Annotated in this window: 12 protein-coding genes and 1 pseudogene; 11 read left to right on the top strand and 2 right to left on the bottom strand. The window is 67.0% G+C overall.

What is annotated here, in order from left to right; all coding sequences use genetic code 11:
* Positions 1–5: 5 nt before the first annotated feature.
* Positions 6–273, bottom strand: a pseudogene (locus tag G6N38_RS06165) (hypothetical protein).
* Between the two features lie 61 nt (positions 274–334).
* Here G6N38_RS06165 and G6N38_RS06160 point away from each other — a divergent pair.
* From G6N38_RS06160 to G6N38_RS06115, 10 genes are all read left to right on the top strand, one after another.
* Positions 335–1,288, top strand: coding sequence for a helix-turn-helix transcriptional regulator (locus G6N38_RS06160; RefSeq protein ID WP_163746724.1), 954 nt, complete (start codon positions 335–337; stop codon positions 1,286–1,288).
* Between the two features lie 29 nt (positions 1,289–1,317).
* Positions 1,318–2,085 carry an endonuclease/exonuclease/phosphatase family protein gene (locus tag G6N38_RS06155; RefSeq protein ID WP_163746723.1) on the top strand — a complete coding sequence of 256 codons (768 nt, stop codon included), beginning with the start codon at positions 1,318–1,320 and terminating at the stop codon, positions 2,083–2,085.
* Positions 2,086–2,112: 27 nt separating this feature from the next.
* A complete protein-coding gene (locus tag G6N38_RS06150; RefSeq protein WP_163746722.1) occupies positions 2,113–6,291 on the top strand; it encodes a glycoside hydrolase family 38 N-terminal domain-containing protein in 4,179 nt (1,392 codons plus the stop codon).
* Positions 6,288–6,893: a DUF7158 domain-containing protein gene (locus tag G6N38_RS06145; RefSeq protein WP_163746721.1), complete on the top strand. Its 606-nt coding sequence runs from the start codon at positions 6,288–6,290 to the stop codon at positions 6,891–6,893. Before G6N38_RS06150 ends, G6N38_RS06145 begins: the two co-directional genes overlap by 4 nt.
* Positions 6,893–7,798, top strand: coding sequence for an ROK family protein (locus G6N38_RS06140; RefSeq protein WP_163746720.1), 906 nt, complete (start codon positions 6,893–6,895; stop codon positions 7,796–7,798). The genes G6N38_RS06145 and G6N38_RS06140 overlap by 1 nt, the downstream gene beginning before the upstream one ends.
* Positions 7,799–8,024: 226 nt before the next feature.
* Entirely contained in the window at positions 8,025–8,555 is a 531-nt protein-coding gene (rplJ, locus tag G6N38_RS06135) for a 50S ribosomal protein L10 (protein ID WP_163746719.1), read from the top strand.
* Between the two features lie 37 nt (positions 8,556–8,592).
* Complete coding sequence (gene rplL / locus G6N38_RS06130; protein ID WP_163746718.1) at positions 8,593–8,982, top strand: 50S ribosomal protein L7/L12; 390 nt, start codon at positions 8,593–8,595, stop codon at positions 8,980–8,982.
* 217 nt (positions 8,983–9,199) lie between these two features.
* Complete coding sequence (locus G6N38_RS06125; RefSeq protein WP_179968487.1) at positions 9,200–10,222, top strand: ABC transporter ATP-binding protein; 1,023 nt, start codon at positions 9,200–9,202, stop codon at positions 10,220–10,222.
* Positions 10,223–10,387: 165 nt separating this feature from the next.
* Positions 10,388–11,872 (top strand): alpha/beta hydrolase, encoded by a 1,485-nt coding sequence (locus G6N38_RS06120; protein WP_163746716.1) that lies wholly within the window; start codon positions 10,388–10,390, stop codon positions 11,870–11,872.
* Between the two features lie 82 nt (positions 11,873–11,954).
* The gene (locus G6N38_RS06115; RefSeq protein ID WP_163746715.1) at positions 11,955–14,579 is read left to right on the top strand and encodes an alpha/beta hydrolase family protein; all 2,625 of its coding nucleotides are present in this window, start codon (positions 11,955–11,957) and stop codon (positions 14,577–14,579) included.
* Here G6N38_RS06115 and G6N38_RS06110 read toward each other — a convergent pair.
* Entirely contained in the window at positions 14,576–14,767 is a 192-nt protein-coding gene (locus tag G6N38_RS06110) for a hypothetical protein (protein ID WP_163746714.1), read from the bottom strand. The genes G6N38_RS06115 and G6N38_RS06110 overlap by 4 nt on opposite strands.
* A gap of 175 nt (positions 14,768–14,942) precedes the next feature.
* Here G6N38_RS06110 and rpoB point away from each other — a divergent pair, with 175 nt between their 5' ends.
* Positions 14,943–18,449 (top strand): DNA-directed RNA polymerase subunit beta, encoded by a 3,507-nt coding sequence (gene rpoB / locus G6N38_RS06105; protein ID WP_179968486.1) that lies wholly within the window; start codon positions 14,943–14,945, stop codon positions 18,447–18,449.
* The last annotated feature ends 53 nt before the right edge of the window (positions 18,450–18,502 follow it).

Raw genomic sequence — 18,502 nt, 5'->3', positions numbered from 1 at the left:
TCTCTCTACTGATGGATGTATAGATCACGCAGACAAGCGATTTCGGCCCCGTGCTGGATGACTTCACGGCTGATGTGCACTTCTGACCTCAGACAGCGCGCAGTCGGCATAAGGCCCTCGGCCGGCCCGCACGGCGCCATCGCGGTGCACCGTCCAACATCCATTCACCGGCTCCCCGAAGTACTCGTCGTCGGTCAGGCCGGCCAGACCGGGCCGCAGGACGTTGCGCCAATGCCAATCCAGCTGATCGGCACTCCGGGCTGTCCAGGTCATATCCGAAGGCTTTCATGAGTTGCGGACAGTTTCTGTCCGCAGAATGCGCGACACTGACGTCATGTCACCGACGACGAGCCGGGTGCTGCAACTGCTCGGCCTGTTGCAATCGCGGCGGGTCTGGTCGGGCAAGGAGCTCTCCGAACGGCTCGGCGTGACCACCCGCAGCGTGCGCCGCGACGTCGAACGGCTACGTGAACTCGGTTACCCCGTCCACGCCAGCACCGGCCACGGCGGCGGCTATCAGCTCGGCGCCGGTGCCGCGCTGCCGCCGTTGCTCCTCGACGCCGACGAGGCCGTCGCGATGGCGGTATGCCTGCGCCTCGCCGCCGGGGGCAGCGTCGCAGGCGTCGGCGAGGCCGCACTGCGCGCCCTGACCAAAATGGACCAGGTGATGCCCGCGCGACTGCGCTCGCAGGTCGCGGCCGTGCACGACGCCACGGTCACGCTGGCACTCGAGGCGGACTCGCCAGTGGATCCCGAGGTCCTGATGACGCTGGCGCGGGCCTGCCGCGACCGCGAGCACGTCGACGTGGACTACGTCGACCGGGCCGGCTCACCGACCAGCCGCCGCCTCGAGCCGTATCAAATGGTCACCACCGGGCGGCGGTGGTATCTGCTGACCTACGACCGCGACCGCGACGACTGGCGCAGCCTGCGGCTGGACCGGATGGCGCAGGTACGTGCGAGGGGAACCACCTTCACCGCCCGGCCGGCGCCCGACGCCGCCGCCTACGTCCGGCGTGCCATCACCACCTCGCCGTACCGCTACGTCGCCAGGGTTCGTTATCATGCCGCCAAAACTGTTATAGCCCAGCATTTTTCACTGACGTCGGTGAGCATCGAGGATGACGGACCCGACACCTGCGTCGTCGCCGCCGGGACGGATGACCCGAAGACGCTGGTGCTGTATCTGGCCATGCCAGGGGTTGCCTTCGAGGTGCTCGAACCCGAGGAGGTCGCCGACGGTGCGCTCGCGATGTCGGCGCTACTGGCTGCCGCCGTCAGGCGGTGACCCGGAGCCGACACGGGTACCCAGTACCCATGCGCATGGCCACCTTCAACATCTTGCACGGGCGCAGCGTGGACGACGGCCAGGTGAGTCTGGAGCGATTATCGGCGTGCATTCGTCGCCTGGATGTCGATGTTCTGGCGCTGCAGGAGGTTGACGTCGGCCAGCCGCGCTCGTCGCTGGCTGATCTCACCGCGATCGCCGCGGCGGCGATGGACGCCGTCTCGCATCGATTCGTAGCCGCCATCGCCGGCACCCCGGGGGCGACGTGGATGGCCGCCACCGGCGCCGAACAACCGGGCACCGCCGCGTACGGGATCGCCCTGCTGTCGAGATATCCGGCGATCTCGTGGCAGGAGCTGCGGCTGCCCCGAATCCCCGTGCCGTTACCGGTGTACCTGCCTGGCGCCCGTCGGGTGCAGATCCTCCATGAGGAGCCCCGAGCGGCAATGGCGGTTCAGCTCGATACCCCGCTCGGAGTGATGACCGTGGCCAACACGCACCTGTCGTTCGTGCCCGGCTGGAACCATGTGCAGCTCAAGCGGCTCATCCGTGATCTGCGCGGCCTGCCTGGGCCGCGGGTGTTGATGGGCGACCTGAACATGTCGGCGCCCGCCCGGGGCCGGCGCACCGGGCTGCGTCCGTTGGCAGCCGCGCCGACGTTTCCGCTGCACTATCCGGACCGTCAGCTCGACCACATCCTCATCGACCATGACGACTTGGTGGCCACCGACGTGTGCACACCTGCTCTGCCGATCTCCGATCATCGCCCGCTCGTCATCGACGTGTCGCTCCGGTGAGCGATCGCTGGGCCGTACATTGCTGGCGTGCGGGTTACCTCCGCGGAGTCGACGGAGCTCTTCGTCGGCCCGCCCGATGCGCCACTGCAGGTGGTCCGAATCGGCTACGGCGGCGCCGGCGAAGCGGACACCGTGCGGGTCTTCGGCGACGGGCTGCAATCCGACGACGTTGCGTTGACACCCGGCGACGGAGTCGTCGAGATTCCGGTGCGCGTCGAGCAGGCTGTGCCCGGCCAGCGGCGGACGGCCCGCGTTGGCGCGGACTTCCCATTCGAGTTCGTCGTCGCCGAGCCGGGCTGGACGATGTACATGATCAGCCACTTCCACTACGACCCGGTGTGGTGGAACACCCAGGGTGCCTACACCAGTCTGTGGACCGAGGACCCGCCCGGGCGGGCCCGGCAGAACAACGGGTTTGCGTTGGTGGCCGCCCACCTCGAGATGGCCCGCCGCGACCCGGATTACAAGTTCGTGCTCGCTGAAGTCGACTACCTCAAACCCTATTTCGACACCCACCCCGAGGACCGCGCCGATCTGCGTCGGTTCATCGCAGACGGGCGAGTGGAGGTGATGGGCGGTACCTACAACGAGCCCAACACCAACCTGGTCGGTGCGGAGACCGCGATCCGCAACTTCGTGCACGGCGTCGGCTTCCAGCGTGACGTCTTGGGTGCCGACCCCGCCACCGCCTGGCAGCTCGACGTGTTCGGCCACGATCCGCAGTTCCCCGGGATGGCCGCCGATGCGGGCCTGACGTCGAGTTCGTGGGCCCGCGGGCCGCACCACCAGTGGGGGCCGATGGCCGACAACGGTGACCCGAGGCGCATGCAATTCCGCAGCGAATTCGAGTGGATCGCCCCGTCAGGGCTCGGCCTGCTGACCCACTACATGCCGGCGCACTACTCGGCCGGCTGGTGGATGGATTCCGCGGCATCGCTGGCCGACGCCGAGCAGGCCACGTATCAGCTGTTCTCGGAGCTGAAATCGGTGGCGCTGACCCGCAACGTGCTGCTGCCGGTCGGCACCGACTATACCCCGCCCAACGCCTGGGTCACCGAGATCCACCGGGACTGGAACACCCGGTATTGCTGGCCGCGGTTCGTCTGCGCGCTACCGGCGGAGTTCTTTGCCGCCGTGCGCGACGAAACGTCGCAACGCGGACTGGCGCCGTCACCGCAGACCCGCGACATGAACCCGATCTACACCGGCAAGGACGTCTCCTATATCGACACCAAGCAGGCCAACCGCGCCGCCGAGGACGCGGTGCTCGGTGCCGAACGATTCGCGGTGTTCGCGGCCTTGCTCACCGGGGCGCATTACCCGGAGGCAGCGCTGGCCAAGGCATGGGTTCAGCTGGCGTACGGCGCTCACCACGACGGCATCACCGGATCGGAATCCGACCAGGTGTACCTCGACTTGTTGACCAGTTGGCGCGACGCGTGGGAGCTCGGCTCGGGCGCGCGGTCGAGTGCACTGCAACTGCTGTCGCGGGCCGCGGCGGCAGAGCCTGGATCGGTGGTGGTGTGGAACCCGTTGGCACACAAGAGAACCGATATCGTGACCGCAAAGTTGGCGGCGCCCATTGGTCCGGGAGTTTCGGTGCTCGATGCGGACGGTGTGACCAGCCCCGCGGTGGTGTCCGACGACGGTCATCTGGTGAGCTGGCTCGCCGAGGGCGTCGACTCGCTGGGCTGGCGCAGCTACCGGCTGGTGGCGGCCGATGGTCCCACCGGGTGGCAGGCCGTCGACGGGGTTGCGATCGCCAACGAGTATCACCGGCTACGGGTGGACCCCGCGCGCGGCGGCGCGGTGGATTCCCTGGTCGAGTTGTCGGGCGATCGTGAATTGATCGCCGACGGCCGGGTCGGCAACGAGCTGGCCGTCTACGACGAATATCCGGCCCACCCGAAGGCGGGGGAGGGGCCGTGGCATCTGCTGCCGACCGGACCGGTGACGTGTTCGAGTGCAGCCCAAGCGGATTCGGTCCAGGCGTTCCGCAGCCCACTGGGCGAGCGGTTGATCGTGACCGGCCACATCGGCGAGCTACTGCGCTACACCCAGGTGCTGACCCTGTGGCACGGCATCGACCGGGTGGACACCAGCACCACCATCGACGAGTTCACCGGTGCCGACCGGCTACTTCGGCTGCGCTGGCCCTGCCCGATCCCCGGGGCGCTGCCGGTCAGCGAGGTCGGCGACGCCGTCATCGGACGTGGGTTCGGACTGCTGCACGACCATGCCTCAGGCGAGGGCCACGCAGTCGACTCCGCCGAACACCCATGGACACTGGACAACCCGGCGCACGGTTGGTTCGGACTGTCCTCGGCGGCACGGATCCATGTCGGGTCGGGCGTCCGGGCGGTGTCGGTGGCCGAGGTCGTGGTGCCGGCCGAGGACACCCCTAGCGCCCGCGAACTGATGGTGGCGTTGGTACGGGCCGGGGTGACCGCTACGTGCAGTAGCGCCCAGCACCCGCGCTACGGCCATCTCGACGTCGACTCCAACCTGCCCGACGCCCGAATTGCGTTGGGCGGTCCCGACGACAACGCCTTCACCGCCGCGGTGTTGGCTTCCGCCGACCACGCCTACACCGCAGAACTGCACCGCCAGCTCGCGGCCACCGGGCAGGCGCGGGTATGGGTGCCCGCCACCCGCCCGCTGGCCGAAATATGGCAGCCCGACGCCGACTTGCGTGACGTGCTCGCCTTGCCGGTACTCATCGTCGCCGGCCGCCGGGTCGACGGGCTGGTTGACGCTGTCAGCGCTCTGGCTGAAGACCTCGACGACGCGCAGATCGACGTCACCCAGGATGCACCGTCAGGCATGGGCGAGTTCGAATCGCATACCGTCGCCCTGCTCAACCGCGGCGTCCCCGGCTTCGCTGTCGAACCCGATCAGACGTTGCACAGCTCACTGATGCGCTCCTGCACCGGCTGGCCGTCTGGCGTGTGGATCGATCCGCCGCAACGCAAGACGCCGGACGGGTCGAACTTCCAGCTGCAGCACTGGACCCACACCTTCGACTTCGCACTGATATCGGGAGGAGGTGACTGGCGAGATGCTGAAATAACCTCCCGCAGTGCGGAATTCAACCACCCGATGGTATGCGTCGTGGCCGGCGAAGGCAGCGGCGCGCTGGCCCCCGACGGGTCTCTGCTGCGTATCGAACCTGCCGGCGCGGTCAGCCTCGCGGCGCTCAAGATTGGCGGTAATCCCACCGCCACCGGTAGCTCCGCCGCGGTAGACCCCGAGGACGTCACTATCCGGCTGGTCGAAACCCGGGGAACCACAACCGAAGTCAACATCTCCTCCGACGTGGGCAGGGTCTCGGCGGTGGTGTCGGCCGACCTGCTGGAGACTGCGCGGGGTAACGGTGAGCCGCCGCTGCGGCTGCACGGGTACCAGATCGCGACCCTGCTGGCCCGGCTCGACTCCCATGCCGTGCTCGATGCCGACGGCGCGGCCCTGGCACCCGAGGCCGAGAACGCCCAGCCGCTATACGCCCGCTACTGGCTGCACAACCGCGGCCCAGCGCCGCTGGGCGGCTTGCCTGCCGTGGCCCATCTGCATCCCGAGGCCGTCACCGCGCAACCCGGTGACCGGCTGCGGCTGCGAATGACCGCGGCCAGCGACTGCAGCGACGCGACGCTGGTCGGGGAGGTGCGGCTGCGTGGCCCGCGCGGCTGGACGGTCGACCCCGACGTGCTGTCGTTCGAATTGCCCACCGGGCACCACCGCGAAGCCGAGATCGTCGTCAGCGTGCCGCCCGTCGCATCGCCCGGGGACTATCCGGTCCGCGCGCAGCTCACCCTGACCGGGGACGTGCCCGCGGCGTGGCGGCAACCCGTCGAGGATGTGTGCGTGGTCTCGGTCGGCACGCCGGATCAGCCGCTGGTGCGCTTGGTCACCGAGCCCACCGAGGTCGTCGTCGCACCCGGGGAGCGTGCCCGCGTTGCCGTCACCGTCGGCAGCGCAGCCCACGCCGACCTGGCACTGGAGGCACACCTCATCAGTCCGTGGGGAACGTGGGAGTGGATCGGGCCGTCGGCGTGCGGAGCGGTTGTCAGTGCCCGGTCGACCGTCGAGGTGGCCTTCGACATCGCCCCGCCACCCTGGCTGAAGCCAGGACGGTGGTGGGCGCTGATTCGAGTCGGCTGCGCAGGCCGGCTGCTGTACACCCCGGCCGTGGCGGTGACGGTCCGATGACCGTCGCGGCCACCGTCGCCGGGGTGAGCGTGGACGTCGGCGAGGTTGACGCCCGCGAGGCGGCGCTGCGGGCGGCGCCGCAGGTCGCGGCACTGCCCCGACCACACACGAGCGAGGGCCGTCAATTGCGGCGCTGGCTCACCCAGCTCATGGTGGCCGAGAAACTGGTGGCCCGGGAGGCGGAAACTCTCGGCGTCACCGTCACCGCGGAGACGCCGAGCGAGGACGACCTGCTGCCCGAGCCGACGGCACGATTGGAGATCGGCAGCATCGCGGCGGCGGTGTTGGCCGACCCGGTTGCCCGGGCCGTGTTCGCCCACGTCACCAGCGGGGTGGACATCGACGACGACACCGTCGTCGACTTCCACGCGCGCAACCCGCGCCGCTTCCTCCGTTTTGCGGGCGCGGGTGGCTGGCGGGTGGCTTCCGAGCCGGATTTGGCTGAGGTGCGGCCGTTGATCGTCGCTCATCTTCGCGGGGCCGCCCGGCGTCACCGGTTCCGATTGTGGCTCGACCAGCGCCGCGCCGACCTGGTGTGGCTGGCGCCCGGCTACGAGCATCCCGGCGACCCACGCCAGCCCGACAACACCCACAAACACTGATGACGGCGAACCGCATCCTGGCCCTGGACATCGGCGGCACCAAGATCGCCGCCGGGCTCGTCGACGCCGACGGGCGGCTGCAGTACGAGACCCGCCAGCCCACCCCGCACAGCGACGACCCCGAACAAGTGTGGGCTGCCGCCCAGCGGGCGATCACCGACGCCCTTACCGCGGCCGGGGGCACGGTCGACGGCGTCGGGGTCTCCTCGGCAGGCCCTATCCACCTACCCGGCGGAACCACCAGCCCGGTCAACATTCCCGCGTGGCGCGACTTCCCCGTTCGTGAGCGAGTGGCTGCCGCCGTCCCCGGCGTGCCGGTGCGGCTGGCCGGTGACGGGCTGTGCATGACGCTCGGGGAACACTGGCGCGGAGCCGGACAAGGCGCGGCGTTCCTGCTCGGCATGGTGGTGTCGACCGGCATCGGTGGCGGACTGGTCCTGGAAGGTGCGCCGTATCACGGGCGGACGGGCAACGCCGGCCACGTCGGGCACGTCATCGTCGACCCCGACGGGCCGGCGTGTGTCTGCGGTGCCCGCGGCTGCGTTGAGGCAATCGCCAGTGGGCCGCACCTGGCCGCCTGGGCGCGGACCCAGGGCTGGGCGGGCGCCGACGCCAAGGAACTTGCCGATGCGGCTGCGTCTGGAAATGCCACCGCGCTGCGGGCATTTCACCGTGGGGCGCGCGCGATCGCGGCGATGATCGCGTCGGTGGGCGCCGTCTGCGACCTGGACCTCGTCGTCATCGGCGGTGGCGTGGCCCAGGCCGGTCCGCTGTTATTCGACCCGCTGCGGGCGGAGCTGACGAACTATGCCCGACTGGACTTCTTGTCTGGGCTCCGGGTGGTGCCCGCGGCTCTGGGCGGCGAGGCCGGGCTGGTCGGAGCGGCCGCCCTGTTGCGCGGCTGAATTAGGAGTTCAGTCGGAGCGCACGCTATCCTTGGCCAGTTCCACCGAAGACCGTCGGTCACCGAGCAATCGGTTGAAGGTCCGGGTTTATCCCGGCGGCCCACGCAGGAGGACGAGGTAACAGTATTCTTCTGCGCCCCGACCTGTCCTGTGTCGGGGCGTTCGTGATTTCCGGCCCTTTGCGCCCGTCGGTGGTGGACATCCCAACCATCACGAGGAGGCAAGCATGGCCAAGGCTGACAAGGCCACCGCGGTCGCCGACATCGCCGAGAGTTTCAAGGAGGCGACGGCCACCGTCGTCACCGAGTACCGCGGCCTGACGGTGTCCAACCTTGCCGAGCTGCGCAGGTCACTGGGCAAAGAGACGACCTACACCGTCGCCAAGAACACCTTGGTGAAGCGTGCGGCGTCCGAGGCCGGTGTCGAGGGCCTCGACGAACTGTTCGCCGGACCGACCGCCATCGCGTTCATCAAGGGCGAGCCCGTCGACGCTGCCAAGGCGATCAAGAAGTTCGCCAAGGAAAACAAGGCCCTGGTCATCAAGGGCGGCTATATGGACGGTCGCGCGCTGTCCGTCTCCGACGTCGAGAAGATCGCTGATCTCGAGTCGCGCGAGGTGCTGCTGTCCAAGCTGGCCGGCGCAATGAAGGCGAAGCAGTCCCAGGCCGCGGCGCTGTTCGTGGCGCCCGCGTCCCAGGTCGCCCGCCTGGCCGCAGCTCTGCAAGAGAAGAAGGCTGGCGAAGAGTCCGCCGCCTGATACCAACCACCACCAGATATCGAGATAAGGAATCACCATGGCAAAGCTGTCCACCGACGAACTGCTCGACGCGTTCAAGGAAATGACCCTGCTGGAGCTCTCTGAGTTCGTGAAGCAGTTCGAGGAGACCTTCGACGTCACCGCCGCCGCTCCGGTCGCCGTTGCGGCTGCCGGCCCCGCCGCCGGTGCCCCGGCCGAGGCCGCTGAGGAGCAGTCGGAATTCGACGTCATCCTTGAGGGTGCCGGCGAGAAGAAGATCGGCGTCATCAAGGTTGTCCGCGAGATCGTCTCCGGCCTGGGTCTGAAGGAAGCCAAGGACCTCGTCGACGGCGCTCCCAAGCCGCTGCTCGAGAAGGTCAACAAGGACGCCGCCGACGACGCCAAGGCCAAGCTCGAGGCCGCCGGCGCGACGGTCACCGTCAAGTAGGTCTTTCTGCACAGAAATCCCCCGCGGGCCCTCGTGGCCCGCGGGGGATTTTGTCATTCCGGCCCCATGCAGGCAACGAGGTGCCAACGAGGTGTCGGGATCACCGATCACAGCTCGGTAGACAAACTCACTGGCGCCAATAGGTGTGCGCTACAGTGACTCAAACCACAGGCCATCGCGGCGATGGCCGACCAGTGTGGGCGCGGAAGGATCTGGCGTGGGTATTGGTATTCAGGTCGAGGGGTTGACGAAGTCGTTTGGTTCCCAGCGGATCTGGGAGGACGTCACCTTTGATATCCCCGCTGGTGAGGTCAGTGTGTTGTTGGGGCCTTCGGGTACGGGTAAGTCGGTGTTTTTGAAGTCGTTGATCGGTTTGTTGCGCCCGGAGCGGGGCAAGATCATCGTTGATGGCACCAACATCATCGAGTGCTCGGCCAAGGAGCTTTACGAGATCCGCACCCTGTTCGGGGTGATGTTCCAGGATGGTGCGTTGTTCGGGTCGATGAACCTGTTCGATAACACCGCGTTCCCGCTTCGTGAGCATACGAAGAAGAAGGAATCCGAGATCCGCCAGATCGTGATGGAAAAGCTCGACATGGTGGGTTTGGGTGGGGATGAGAACAAGTTCCCTGGTGAGATTTCTGGTGGTATGCGTAAGCGGGCCGGGTTGGCGCGGTCGTTGGTGCTGGATCCGCAGATCATTTTGTGTGATGAGCCCGACTCGGGTCTGGACCCGGTGCGGACGGCGTATCTGTCGCAGTTGTTGATTGATATCAATGCTCAGATCGATTGCACGATTTTGATCGTGACGCACAACATCAACATTGCTCGTACGGTGCCCGACAACATCGGGATGTTGTTCCGTAAGCATTTGGTGATGTTCGGTCCGCGGGAGGTGTTGTTGACCTCTGATGAGCCGGTGGTGCGGCAGTTCCTCAACGGCCGCCGGATCGGTCCGATCGGGATGTCGGAGGAGAAGGACGAGGCCACCATGGCCGAGGAGCAGGCCATGGTCGATGCCGGTCATCATGATGGTGGTGTCGAAGAAATCGTGGGTGTGCCCCCGCAGTTGACGGTCACCCCTGGTATCCCCGAACGTGACGCTGTGCGCCGCCGCCAAGAACGCGTCCGCCAGATCCTGCACACCCTGCCCCCAGCCGCCCAGGAAGCCATCCGCGACGACCTCGAAGGCACCCACAAGCTACCCACCCACACCTTCGCCGGCGAAGACGGAAGCTAACCGACCTCGGGGCCGTGACGGACGGGCGCTCACCCGCCCAAATTCGCAGTGCGTCAGCAACTTTTGTGATTGTTCGCTGATGTAGCTGTCCCTATTCGAGGAAAAACGGGTTCGAGCAACCCCTCACTCCGATAGCGTTTGCGCGATCGTCGACGAGGAGGCTGGGTGTTACGCGACCGGCGGATCTGGTGGGGGACGGTAGCCGTCTTCGCCGGCATCGGCGCGGCCCTGCTGACCGGTAGTGGCACCGCGGCGGCCGACACCGGGGGCAGCGCCCAACATTCAGGGACGTCCACCTCGCAATCGTCGTCGAACAGCTCGTCGCCGGCCGCGGCCGCGACGGGTCGAAACCGTGTCGCACCCGCCGCCGTCGTCTCCAGGGTGAGCACCCCGAGATCGACCGCCACGGCCACCCAGCCGGCCGTTGCCCGGCGCGCTGCGAACACCCCAGCCAAGGTCTTGGCCGACGTGCTGTCCGTCGTCGGTGTCACGGGTACGACTACGGCTCCTGTGACGGCGGCCGCGCCGTCGACCGGCACCAGCGCGCGACCCGCCGCGGCTTCGTCGAGCGCGGCCGAGTCGGTGGTCACCCCGCCGGCCACCAACGGCGTGACCGGCGTGAAGGTCGGGCACTCGACGCTGACGATCCCGGTCAGCGGGGGCTTCAACGCACCTGCCGACTGGTACTTCCCGACCCAGGCCGACGGTTCGGTGCAGGCCAACGGGGTCATCTGGTTGCAGCACGGTTTCCTGGCCAATAAGTCGTACTACTCAGCGCTGGCCACCACGCTGGCCCAGGACACCAACTCCATCGTGGTGGTGCCTACGCTGCCGTCCTTCCCGCAGCTGACCTGTGGCGGTTGCACCCTCTATGGGACGTCGATGCAGAAAGCCGCCGCAAGCATGTTCCTCGGCAGCCGCGCGGCATTGACGATCAGCGCCAACCAGGCCGGCTACCAGGGGGCGCTGCCGGAGGACTTCATTCTGGCCGGGCATTCCGCCGGCGGCGGGTTCGCGTCGTCGGTGGGCGGCTACTACGTGGACGATCTTCAACCCGGAGACGTCAACCACCTGCTCGGTGTGGTGATGTACGACGGCGTCAACATGAACGGCACGCTGCCGCGGGCGATCGCCAGCCTGGACACCCTCGACATCCCCGTCTATCAGATCGCGGCGCCGGCCCAGATATGGAACACCTTCGGGACTACCACCGACGAGCTGCTGGCACTGCGCCCGGGCCAGTTCGACGGCGTCGTCCTGGTCAATGGCTCGCACGTCGACTCGATGCTGGGCAGTAACCCGATTGTGGACTTCTTCGCGCAGCTGGTTACCAAGCGCTCGCCGGCCGGTAATACCCAAGCGGTGTACACGCTGAGCACCGGCTGGATCAACGACTTCTACGTCGGCGCCGGCCCCGATGCCCCGCAGTACGGCATCTACGGCAGCGCCGGTCAGCCGATCATCATGGGCCACGCCGCCGCGGTGGTGCTGCCCACACCGCTGGCCAGCCAGCTCGGACCGATCGAGAAGCTGATGAAGAAGTGGACCGACATCATCATGCCGCTGATATTCGGCGGCGCGCCGCGCTCGACCGCCGCGATTGTCCAGCCGACCCACCCTGCCGCCGCGACAGCGGCCATCGCGGCCTGATAACCCGGTGACGCCAGCGATGATGCGACGGCAGGTCTGGTTAGGCACCGGTGCGGCGATTTTCGCGCTCGGCGCTGCGCTTGTGACAGGGGCCGGAGCGGCCCATGCCGACGCCAACAACGGCGGTTCCGGCAACCAGCACGCGTCGTCGGCTTCGGCTTCGGCGGCGGCGAGTGCGACGGCGACCGGCGCCGGCAGCCGGGTGTCACGAGGGACGGCCGGCGCCCCCGCCGACATCACGAAGTCCGGCGGGCGATCGTCGCACTCGACGCTTGACCGGCAAAGCAATGGACAGACGACACAGAGCCGCCAGAAAGTGGGCGCCGCGGACCAGCAGCGGGCCCGGGACGCGGCCACGGTCGCCCCCGATACCGCTGTTCCCGATGCTGCCGCAGGAACAGTGAGCGCGACACCGGACAGCGTCCCGGCCACCTCTGGGGTCGGCAGGTCCCGGCGGGCGGCGGCGGCCGCTGCCGTTCAGGTCCGAACGGACCAGATCACCGCCTCGGTCGGCAGCCCGACCGTCGTATCCGCGTCCACTGCGGCTCCCGCATCCGGTTCGCTCACCGCCGCGGTGCTCAACCTGATGTCCGGTCTTGGTATCGCACCGCGTACCCAGGCCGCGGCAGTCGCCACGACGCCGACGGCGCCGGCCACCACGTCAGCTGTCCTGTTGCCCGGAACGCCGACCAACGGTGTGACCGGTGTGCTGGTCGGCCATTCCCGGCTGAAGATCCCCGGGGCCTTCATCGGCAACACCGTCGCCGCCGACTGGTACTTCCCGACCCAGGCCGACGGCAGTGTGGACGCCCAAGGTGTCATCTGGCTGCAGCACGGGTTCGGCGCCACCAATACCTTTTACTCGGCGCTGGCCATGGATCTGGCACAGCAGACCAACAGCATCGTCGTGGCCCCCACCCTCTCGTCCATCCCGTTCACCTTCTCGGGTGGTTGCCTCACCTGCGCGGTAACCGAGCAGGATGCGGCCGCCTTGCTCGGGCCGGACCGCTCGACGCTGCTGAGTAGCGCACTCGCCGCGGGCTTCACCGGTGCCGCGCTGCCGGAGCGTTTCGTGCTGGCAGGGCATTCCGCCGGCGGCGGGTTCGCCGCTACGGTCGCCGCTGACTACCTCAGCGGTGACGATGCCCAGTACAACCCCGCCGACCTGGTCGGCGTGGTGATGTTCGACGGCGTCTCCAACGGCGCGCTGGACGGATCGTTCGCCGACCAGGTGGCCGCGCTGGCCGCAGCGGGCAAGCCGATCTACCAAATAGCCGCCCCGGCGCAGAGTTGGAATCTGTTCGGCGCGACCACCAACGTGCTCGCAGCGACCCTGCCCGGCAACTTCGTCGGCGTCGTTCTGCAGGGCGGGTCGCACGTCGACTCCATGCTGGGTGTCAACCCCATCTTCGACATCGTCCTGCAGTTGGTGACCAGGGCTGTGCCGGCCGGAAACACCGCCGCCGTCTATACGTTGAGCAACGGCTGGATCAACGACATGTACGTCGGCGCGACGCCCGATGCCCCGCAATACGGCCTCTACGCCGCATCCAACCAGCAGATCATCATGGGTCCCACCGCCGCCATCGGGCTGCCGGCCGCGCAAGCCAACCAGCTGTCGTTCGTGGACCGGATCGTCAAAGGGGTGATCGACGCCGTCGGCGGATTATTCGGATTCCAGCTTCCGCCGGCCGTCAACAGTGGAGACAACGGCCTGGACCCGAACACCCCCGTGGTTCGGGTCGGCAACGGCGTCACCGGGGTGAGGACCGGCTCCGCGGTGCTGGACATCCCCTGCGGCCCGAACGGCTACGCCGCCCCGGCCAACTGGTACTTCCCGACCCAGGCCGACGGCACCGTGCAGGCCAACGGCGTCATCTGGCTGCAGCACGGCTTCCTCGGCTTCAACGACTGGTACGGCGACATGGCCCAGCAGTTGGCCCAGGAGACCAACAGCATTGTCGTGGTGCCGGACATCTTCTGGTTCGACACCCCGTTCTGCCCAGGCTGCTACCTCGGCGGGGAGCAGATGCGCGAAGCGGTGGCACAGATGTTCCAAGGCAGCCGCTCGGCGCTGAATGTCAGCGCCAATGCCGCGGGCCTTCGGGGCACTCTCCCGACGGATTTCCTGCTCACCGGCCACTCGGCGGGCGGGAACTTCGCTACTGCGGTCGGGGCGCTGATCACCCAAACCGATCAGGTCGACAACCTACTCGGTGTGGTGATGTTCGACGGCGTCTCCCAGGATCCGTTGTTCACTGATTCGCTGACCGCGCTGCAGGCGGCCGGCATCCCGGACTATCAGATCGCCGCTCCGCCCCAGCCCTGGAACGCCTACGGGGTGGCCACCAAACTGATGCAGGCCTTCTACGGCGATCAGTTCTACGGCGTCCAGATCGACAACGGCTCACACACCGACGTCATACAGGGTGACAACTGGTTCGCGTGGCTGGGCGAGCTTGCCAGCGCGATCATCGTCAAGCCGTCCCCGCCCGGAGCCAAACAAGCGGTGCGCACCTTCGCCGCTGGCTGGATCAATGACATCTATGCCGGCCACGGGCCGACCGATCCGCTCTACGGCATCTATGGCAGCCCGAATGACGGGACCTACGTCCCGAGCCAGCCGATCGTCATGGGCCGCGCCGGGGCCATCACGCTCCCCGCGCCGCCGACCACCCGCCAGTTCCCGTCCACGGTCAGCGCCTAAGCCTCCCAGCGGGTATTTTCCACATTAAAGACGGCGTTTCCCTTGACGGAAAGGTCCAAACGGTCCAGTCTGTTGACCAGCATGTGTGCATGGGTAGCTAGTTCGCCAGCCAGCGCCAGCCTGCCCGGCACCCGCTTGTTGAGGAATGCGCCGTTCTCCGCTATTGTTGGACGTTGCGCTGGCTGCATCCTGCCCACCTCAACCTGCACCTGACATCGCCGGTCCTCAAGTCTGAGCTAAGACACTCCAGCTCAGAGACCTATCTGCGTGTCGCGTGCGTCGGGGACAGGCCCGGGCCTCGAGTAGGCCAGCCGAACCGATGCAGATATCGCGACCCTCGGACACGTCCGGTTGTCGCATTAGGTGCTGGAAGGATGCATCTTGGCAGTCTCTAGCCAGAGCAAAACGACTACTACTTCTAACTCCGTCCCCGGAGCACCAAAACGAATTTCGTTCGCCAAGCTGCGCGAGCCTCTTGAGGTACCCGGCCTGCTCGACGTCCAAACGGAGTCGTTCGAGTGGTTGATCGGCTCGCCGCGCTGGCGCGCAATCGCTGAGGCGCGTGGTGACGTCAACCCGGTGGGTGGCCTCGAAGAGGTCCTCACCGAGCTGTCCCCGATCGAGGACTTCTCGGGCTCGATGTCGCTGAGCTTCTCCGACCCGCGTTTCGACGAGGTCAAGGCTCCGGTCGACGAGTGCAAAGACAAGGACATGACGTACGCGGCCCCGCTGTTCGTCACGGCCGAGTTCATCAACAACAACACCGGCGAGATCAAGAGCCAGACGGTCTTCATGGGTGACTTCCCGATGATGACCGAGAAGGGCACCTTCATCATCAACGGCACCGAGCGTGTCGTGGTGAGCCAGCTGGTCCGCTCGCCGGGTGTGTACTTCGACGACACCATCGACAAGTCCACCGAGAAGACGCTGCACAGCGTCAAGGTGATCCCCGGTCGCGGTGCATGGCTGGAGTTCGACGTCGACAAGCGCGACACCGTGGGTGTGCGCATCGACCGCAAGCGCCGTCAGCCGGTCACCGTGCTGCTCAAGGCGCTCGGCTGGACCAACGAGCAGATCCGCGAGCGCTTCGGTTTCTCCGAGATCATGATGTCGACGCTGGAGAAGGACAACACCGCCGGCACCGACGAGGCTTTGCTGGATATCTACCGCAAGCTGCGCCCGGGCGAACCGCCGACCAAGGAGTCCGCGCAGACCCTGCTGGAGAACCTGTTCTTCAAGGACAAGCGCTATGACCTGGCCCGGGTGGGTCGCTACAAGGTCAACAAGAAGCTGGGCCTCAACGCGGGCCAGCCGATCACCAGCTCGACGCTGACCGAAGAGGACATCGTCGCGACCATCGAGTACCTGGTGCGTCTGCACGAGGGCCAGACCACGATGACGGCGCCTGGCGGTGTTGAAGTCCCGGTCGAGGTCGACGACATCGACCACTTCGGTAACCGTCGCCTGCGTACCGTCGGCGAGCTGATCCAGAACCAGATCCGGGTTGGCCTGTCCCGCATGGAGCGCGTCGTCCGCGAGCGGATGACCACTCAGGACGTCGAGGCGATCACGCCGCAGACCCTGATCAACATCCGCCCCGTTGTGGCGGCGATCAAGGAGTTCTTCGGTACCAGCCAGCTGTCGCAGTTCATGGACCAGAACAACCCGCTGTCGGGTCTGACCCACAAGCGCCGCCTGTCGGCACTGGGCCCGGGTGGTCTGTCTCGTGAGCGTGCCGGCCTCGAGGTCCGCGACGTGCACTCCAGCCACTACGGCCGGATGTGCCCGATCGAGACCCCTGAGGGTCCGAACATCGGTCTGATCGGTTCGCTGTCGGTGTACGCACGGGTCAACCCGTTCGGCTTCATCGAGACGCCGTACCGCAAGGTCGTCGAGGGTGTCGTCACCGATGACATCCACTACCTGACCGCCGACGAGGAGGACCGCCACGTCGTGGCGCAGGCCAACTCGCCGATCGACGCCAACAACCGCTTCACCGAAGATCGGATCCTGGTTCGTCGTAAGGGTGGCGAGGTCGAGAACGTCACGCCGGCCGATGTCGACTACATGGACGTCTCGCCGCGCCAGATGGTGTCGGTCGCGACGGCGATGATCCCGTTCCTCGAGCACGACGACGCCAACCGTGCCCTGATGGGTGCCAACATGCAGCGCCAGGCGGTTCCGCTGGTGCGTAGCGAGGCACCCCTGGTGGGCACCGGCATGGAGCTGCGTGCGGCGATCGACGCCGGCGACGTGGTCGTGACCGAGAAGTCCGGTGTGGTCGAAGAGGTCTCCGCCGACTACATCACCGTGATGGCCGACGACGGCACCCGGCACACCTACCGGATGCGCAAGTTCGCCCGCTCCAACCACGGCACGTGCGCCAACCAGCGTCCGATCGTGGACGCCGGGCAGCGCGTCGAGTCGGGTCAGGTTCTCGCCGACGGGCCGTGCACCGAGAACGGTGAGATGGCGCTGGGCAAGAACCTGCTCGTCGCGATCATGCCGTGGGAAGGCCACAACTACGAGGACGCGATCATCCTCTCCAGCCGCCTGGTTGAGGAGGACGTGCTCACCTCGATTCACATCGAAGAGCACGAGATCGATGCCCGCGACACCAAGCTGGGCGCCGAGGAGATCACCCGGGACATCCCGAACGTCTCCGATGAGGTGCTGGCCGATCTCGACGAGCGCGGCATCATCCGCATCGGCGCCGAGGTCCGCGATGGCGACATCCTGGTCGGCAAGGTCACCCCGAAGGGCGAGACCGAGCTGACCCCGGAGGAGCGCCTGCTGCGCGCCATCTTCGGTGAGAAGGCCCGCGAGGTTCGCGACACGTCGCTCAAGGTGCCGCACGGTGAGTCCGGCAAGGTCATCGGTATCCGCGTGTTCTCCCGCGAGGATGACGACGAGCTGCCCGCCGGTGTCAACGAGCTGGTCCGCGTTTACGTAGCCCAGAAGCGCAAGATCTCCGACGGTGACAAGCTCGCCGGCCGCCACGGCAACAAGGGCGTTATCGGCAAGATCCTGCCCATCGAAGACATGCCGTTCCTCCCGGACGGCACCCCGGTGGACATCATCCTGAACACCCACGGTGTGCCGCGACGGATGAACATCGGCCAGATCCTGGAGACCCACCTCGGGTGGGTGGCCAAGGCCGGCTGGAACATCGATGTCGTCGGCGGGACGCCCGACTGGGCGGCCAACCTGCCGCAGGACATGCTCTCGTCGGAGCCGGACAGCATCGTCTCCACGCCGGTGTTCGACGGTGCTCGTGAAGAGGAGCTGCAAGGTCTGCTGAGCTCGACGCTGCCCAACCGTGACGGTGAAGTTCTGGTCAACGGTGACGGCAAGGCCGTGCTCTACGACGGCCGCAGCGGCGAACCGTTCCCGTACCCGGTGACGGTCGGCTACATGTACATCCTCAAGCTGCACCACTTGGTGGACGACAAGATCCACGCCCGCTCGACCGGTCCGTACTCGATGATCACCCAGCAGCCGCTGGGCGGTAAGGCGCAGTTCGGTGGTCAGCGGTTCGGTGAGATGGAGTGCTGGGCCATGCAGGCCTACGGCGCGGCGTACACGCTGCAGGAGCTCTTGACCATCAAGTCCGACGACACCGTCGGCCGGGTCAAGGTCTACGAGGCGATCGTCAAGGGCGAGAACATCCCCGAGCCGGGCATTCCGGAGTCGTTCAAGGTGCTGCTCAAGGAGCTGCAGTCGCTGTGCTTGAACGTTGAGGTGCTGTCTTCGGACGGCGCGGCAATCGAGATGCGTGACGGTGACGATGAGGACCTGGAGCGCGCTGCTGCGAACCTGGGAATCAACTTGTCGCGCAACGAATCTGCCTCCGTCGAAGACCTCGCCTAATTCGCGGCACCGCCGCGGGCGCTAAGTGTTATTGGCTACAAATCCCGAAAGGG

Source organism: Mycolicibacterium helvum (genome assembly GCF_010731895.1).
Classification (GTDB): Bacteria; Actinomycetota; Actinomycetes; order Mycobacteriales; family Mycobacteriaceae; genus Mycobacterium; species Mycobacterium helvum.
Note: the sequence above shows the minus strand (reverse complement) of the source record. Positions and strands in the feature narration are given on the sequence as shown.

Bases quoted from the DNA above. Each gene is read 5' to 3' on its own strand.
- G6N38_RS06160 (WP_163746724.1), top strand. From the start codon at position 335: ATGTCACCGACGACGAGCCGGGTGCTGCAACTGCTCGGCCTGTTGCAA.
- rplL (WP_163746718.1), top strand. From the start codon at position 8,593: ATGGCAAAGCTGTCCACCGACGAACTGCTCGACGCGTTCAAGGAAATG.
- rplJ (WP_163746719.1), top strand. From the start codon at position 8,025: ATGGCCAAGGCTGACAAGGCCACCGCGGTCGCCGACATCGCCGAGAGT.
- G6N38_RS06145 (WP_163746721.1), top strand. From the start codon at position 6,288: ATGACCGTCGCGGCCACCGTCGCCGGGGTGAGCGTGGACGTCGGCGAG.
- G6N38_RS06110 (WP_163746714.1), bottom strand. From the start codon at position 14,767: ATGCAGCCAGCGCAACGTCCAACAATAGCGGAGAACGGCGCATTCCTC.
- G6N38_RS06140 (WP_163746720.1), top strand. From the start codon at position 6,893: ATGACGGCGAACCGCATCCTGGCCCTGGACATCGGCGGCACCAAGATC.
- G6N38_RS06155 (WP_163746723.1), top strand. From the start codon at position 1,318: ATGCGCATGGCCACCTTCAACATCTTGCACGGGCGCAGCGTGGACGAC.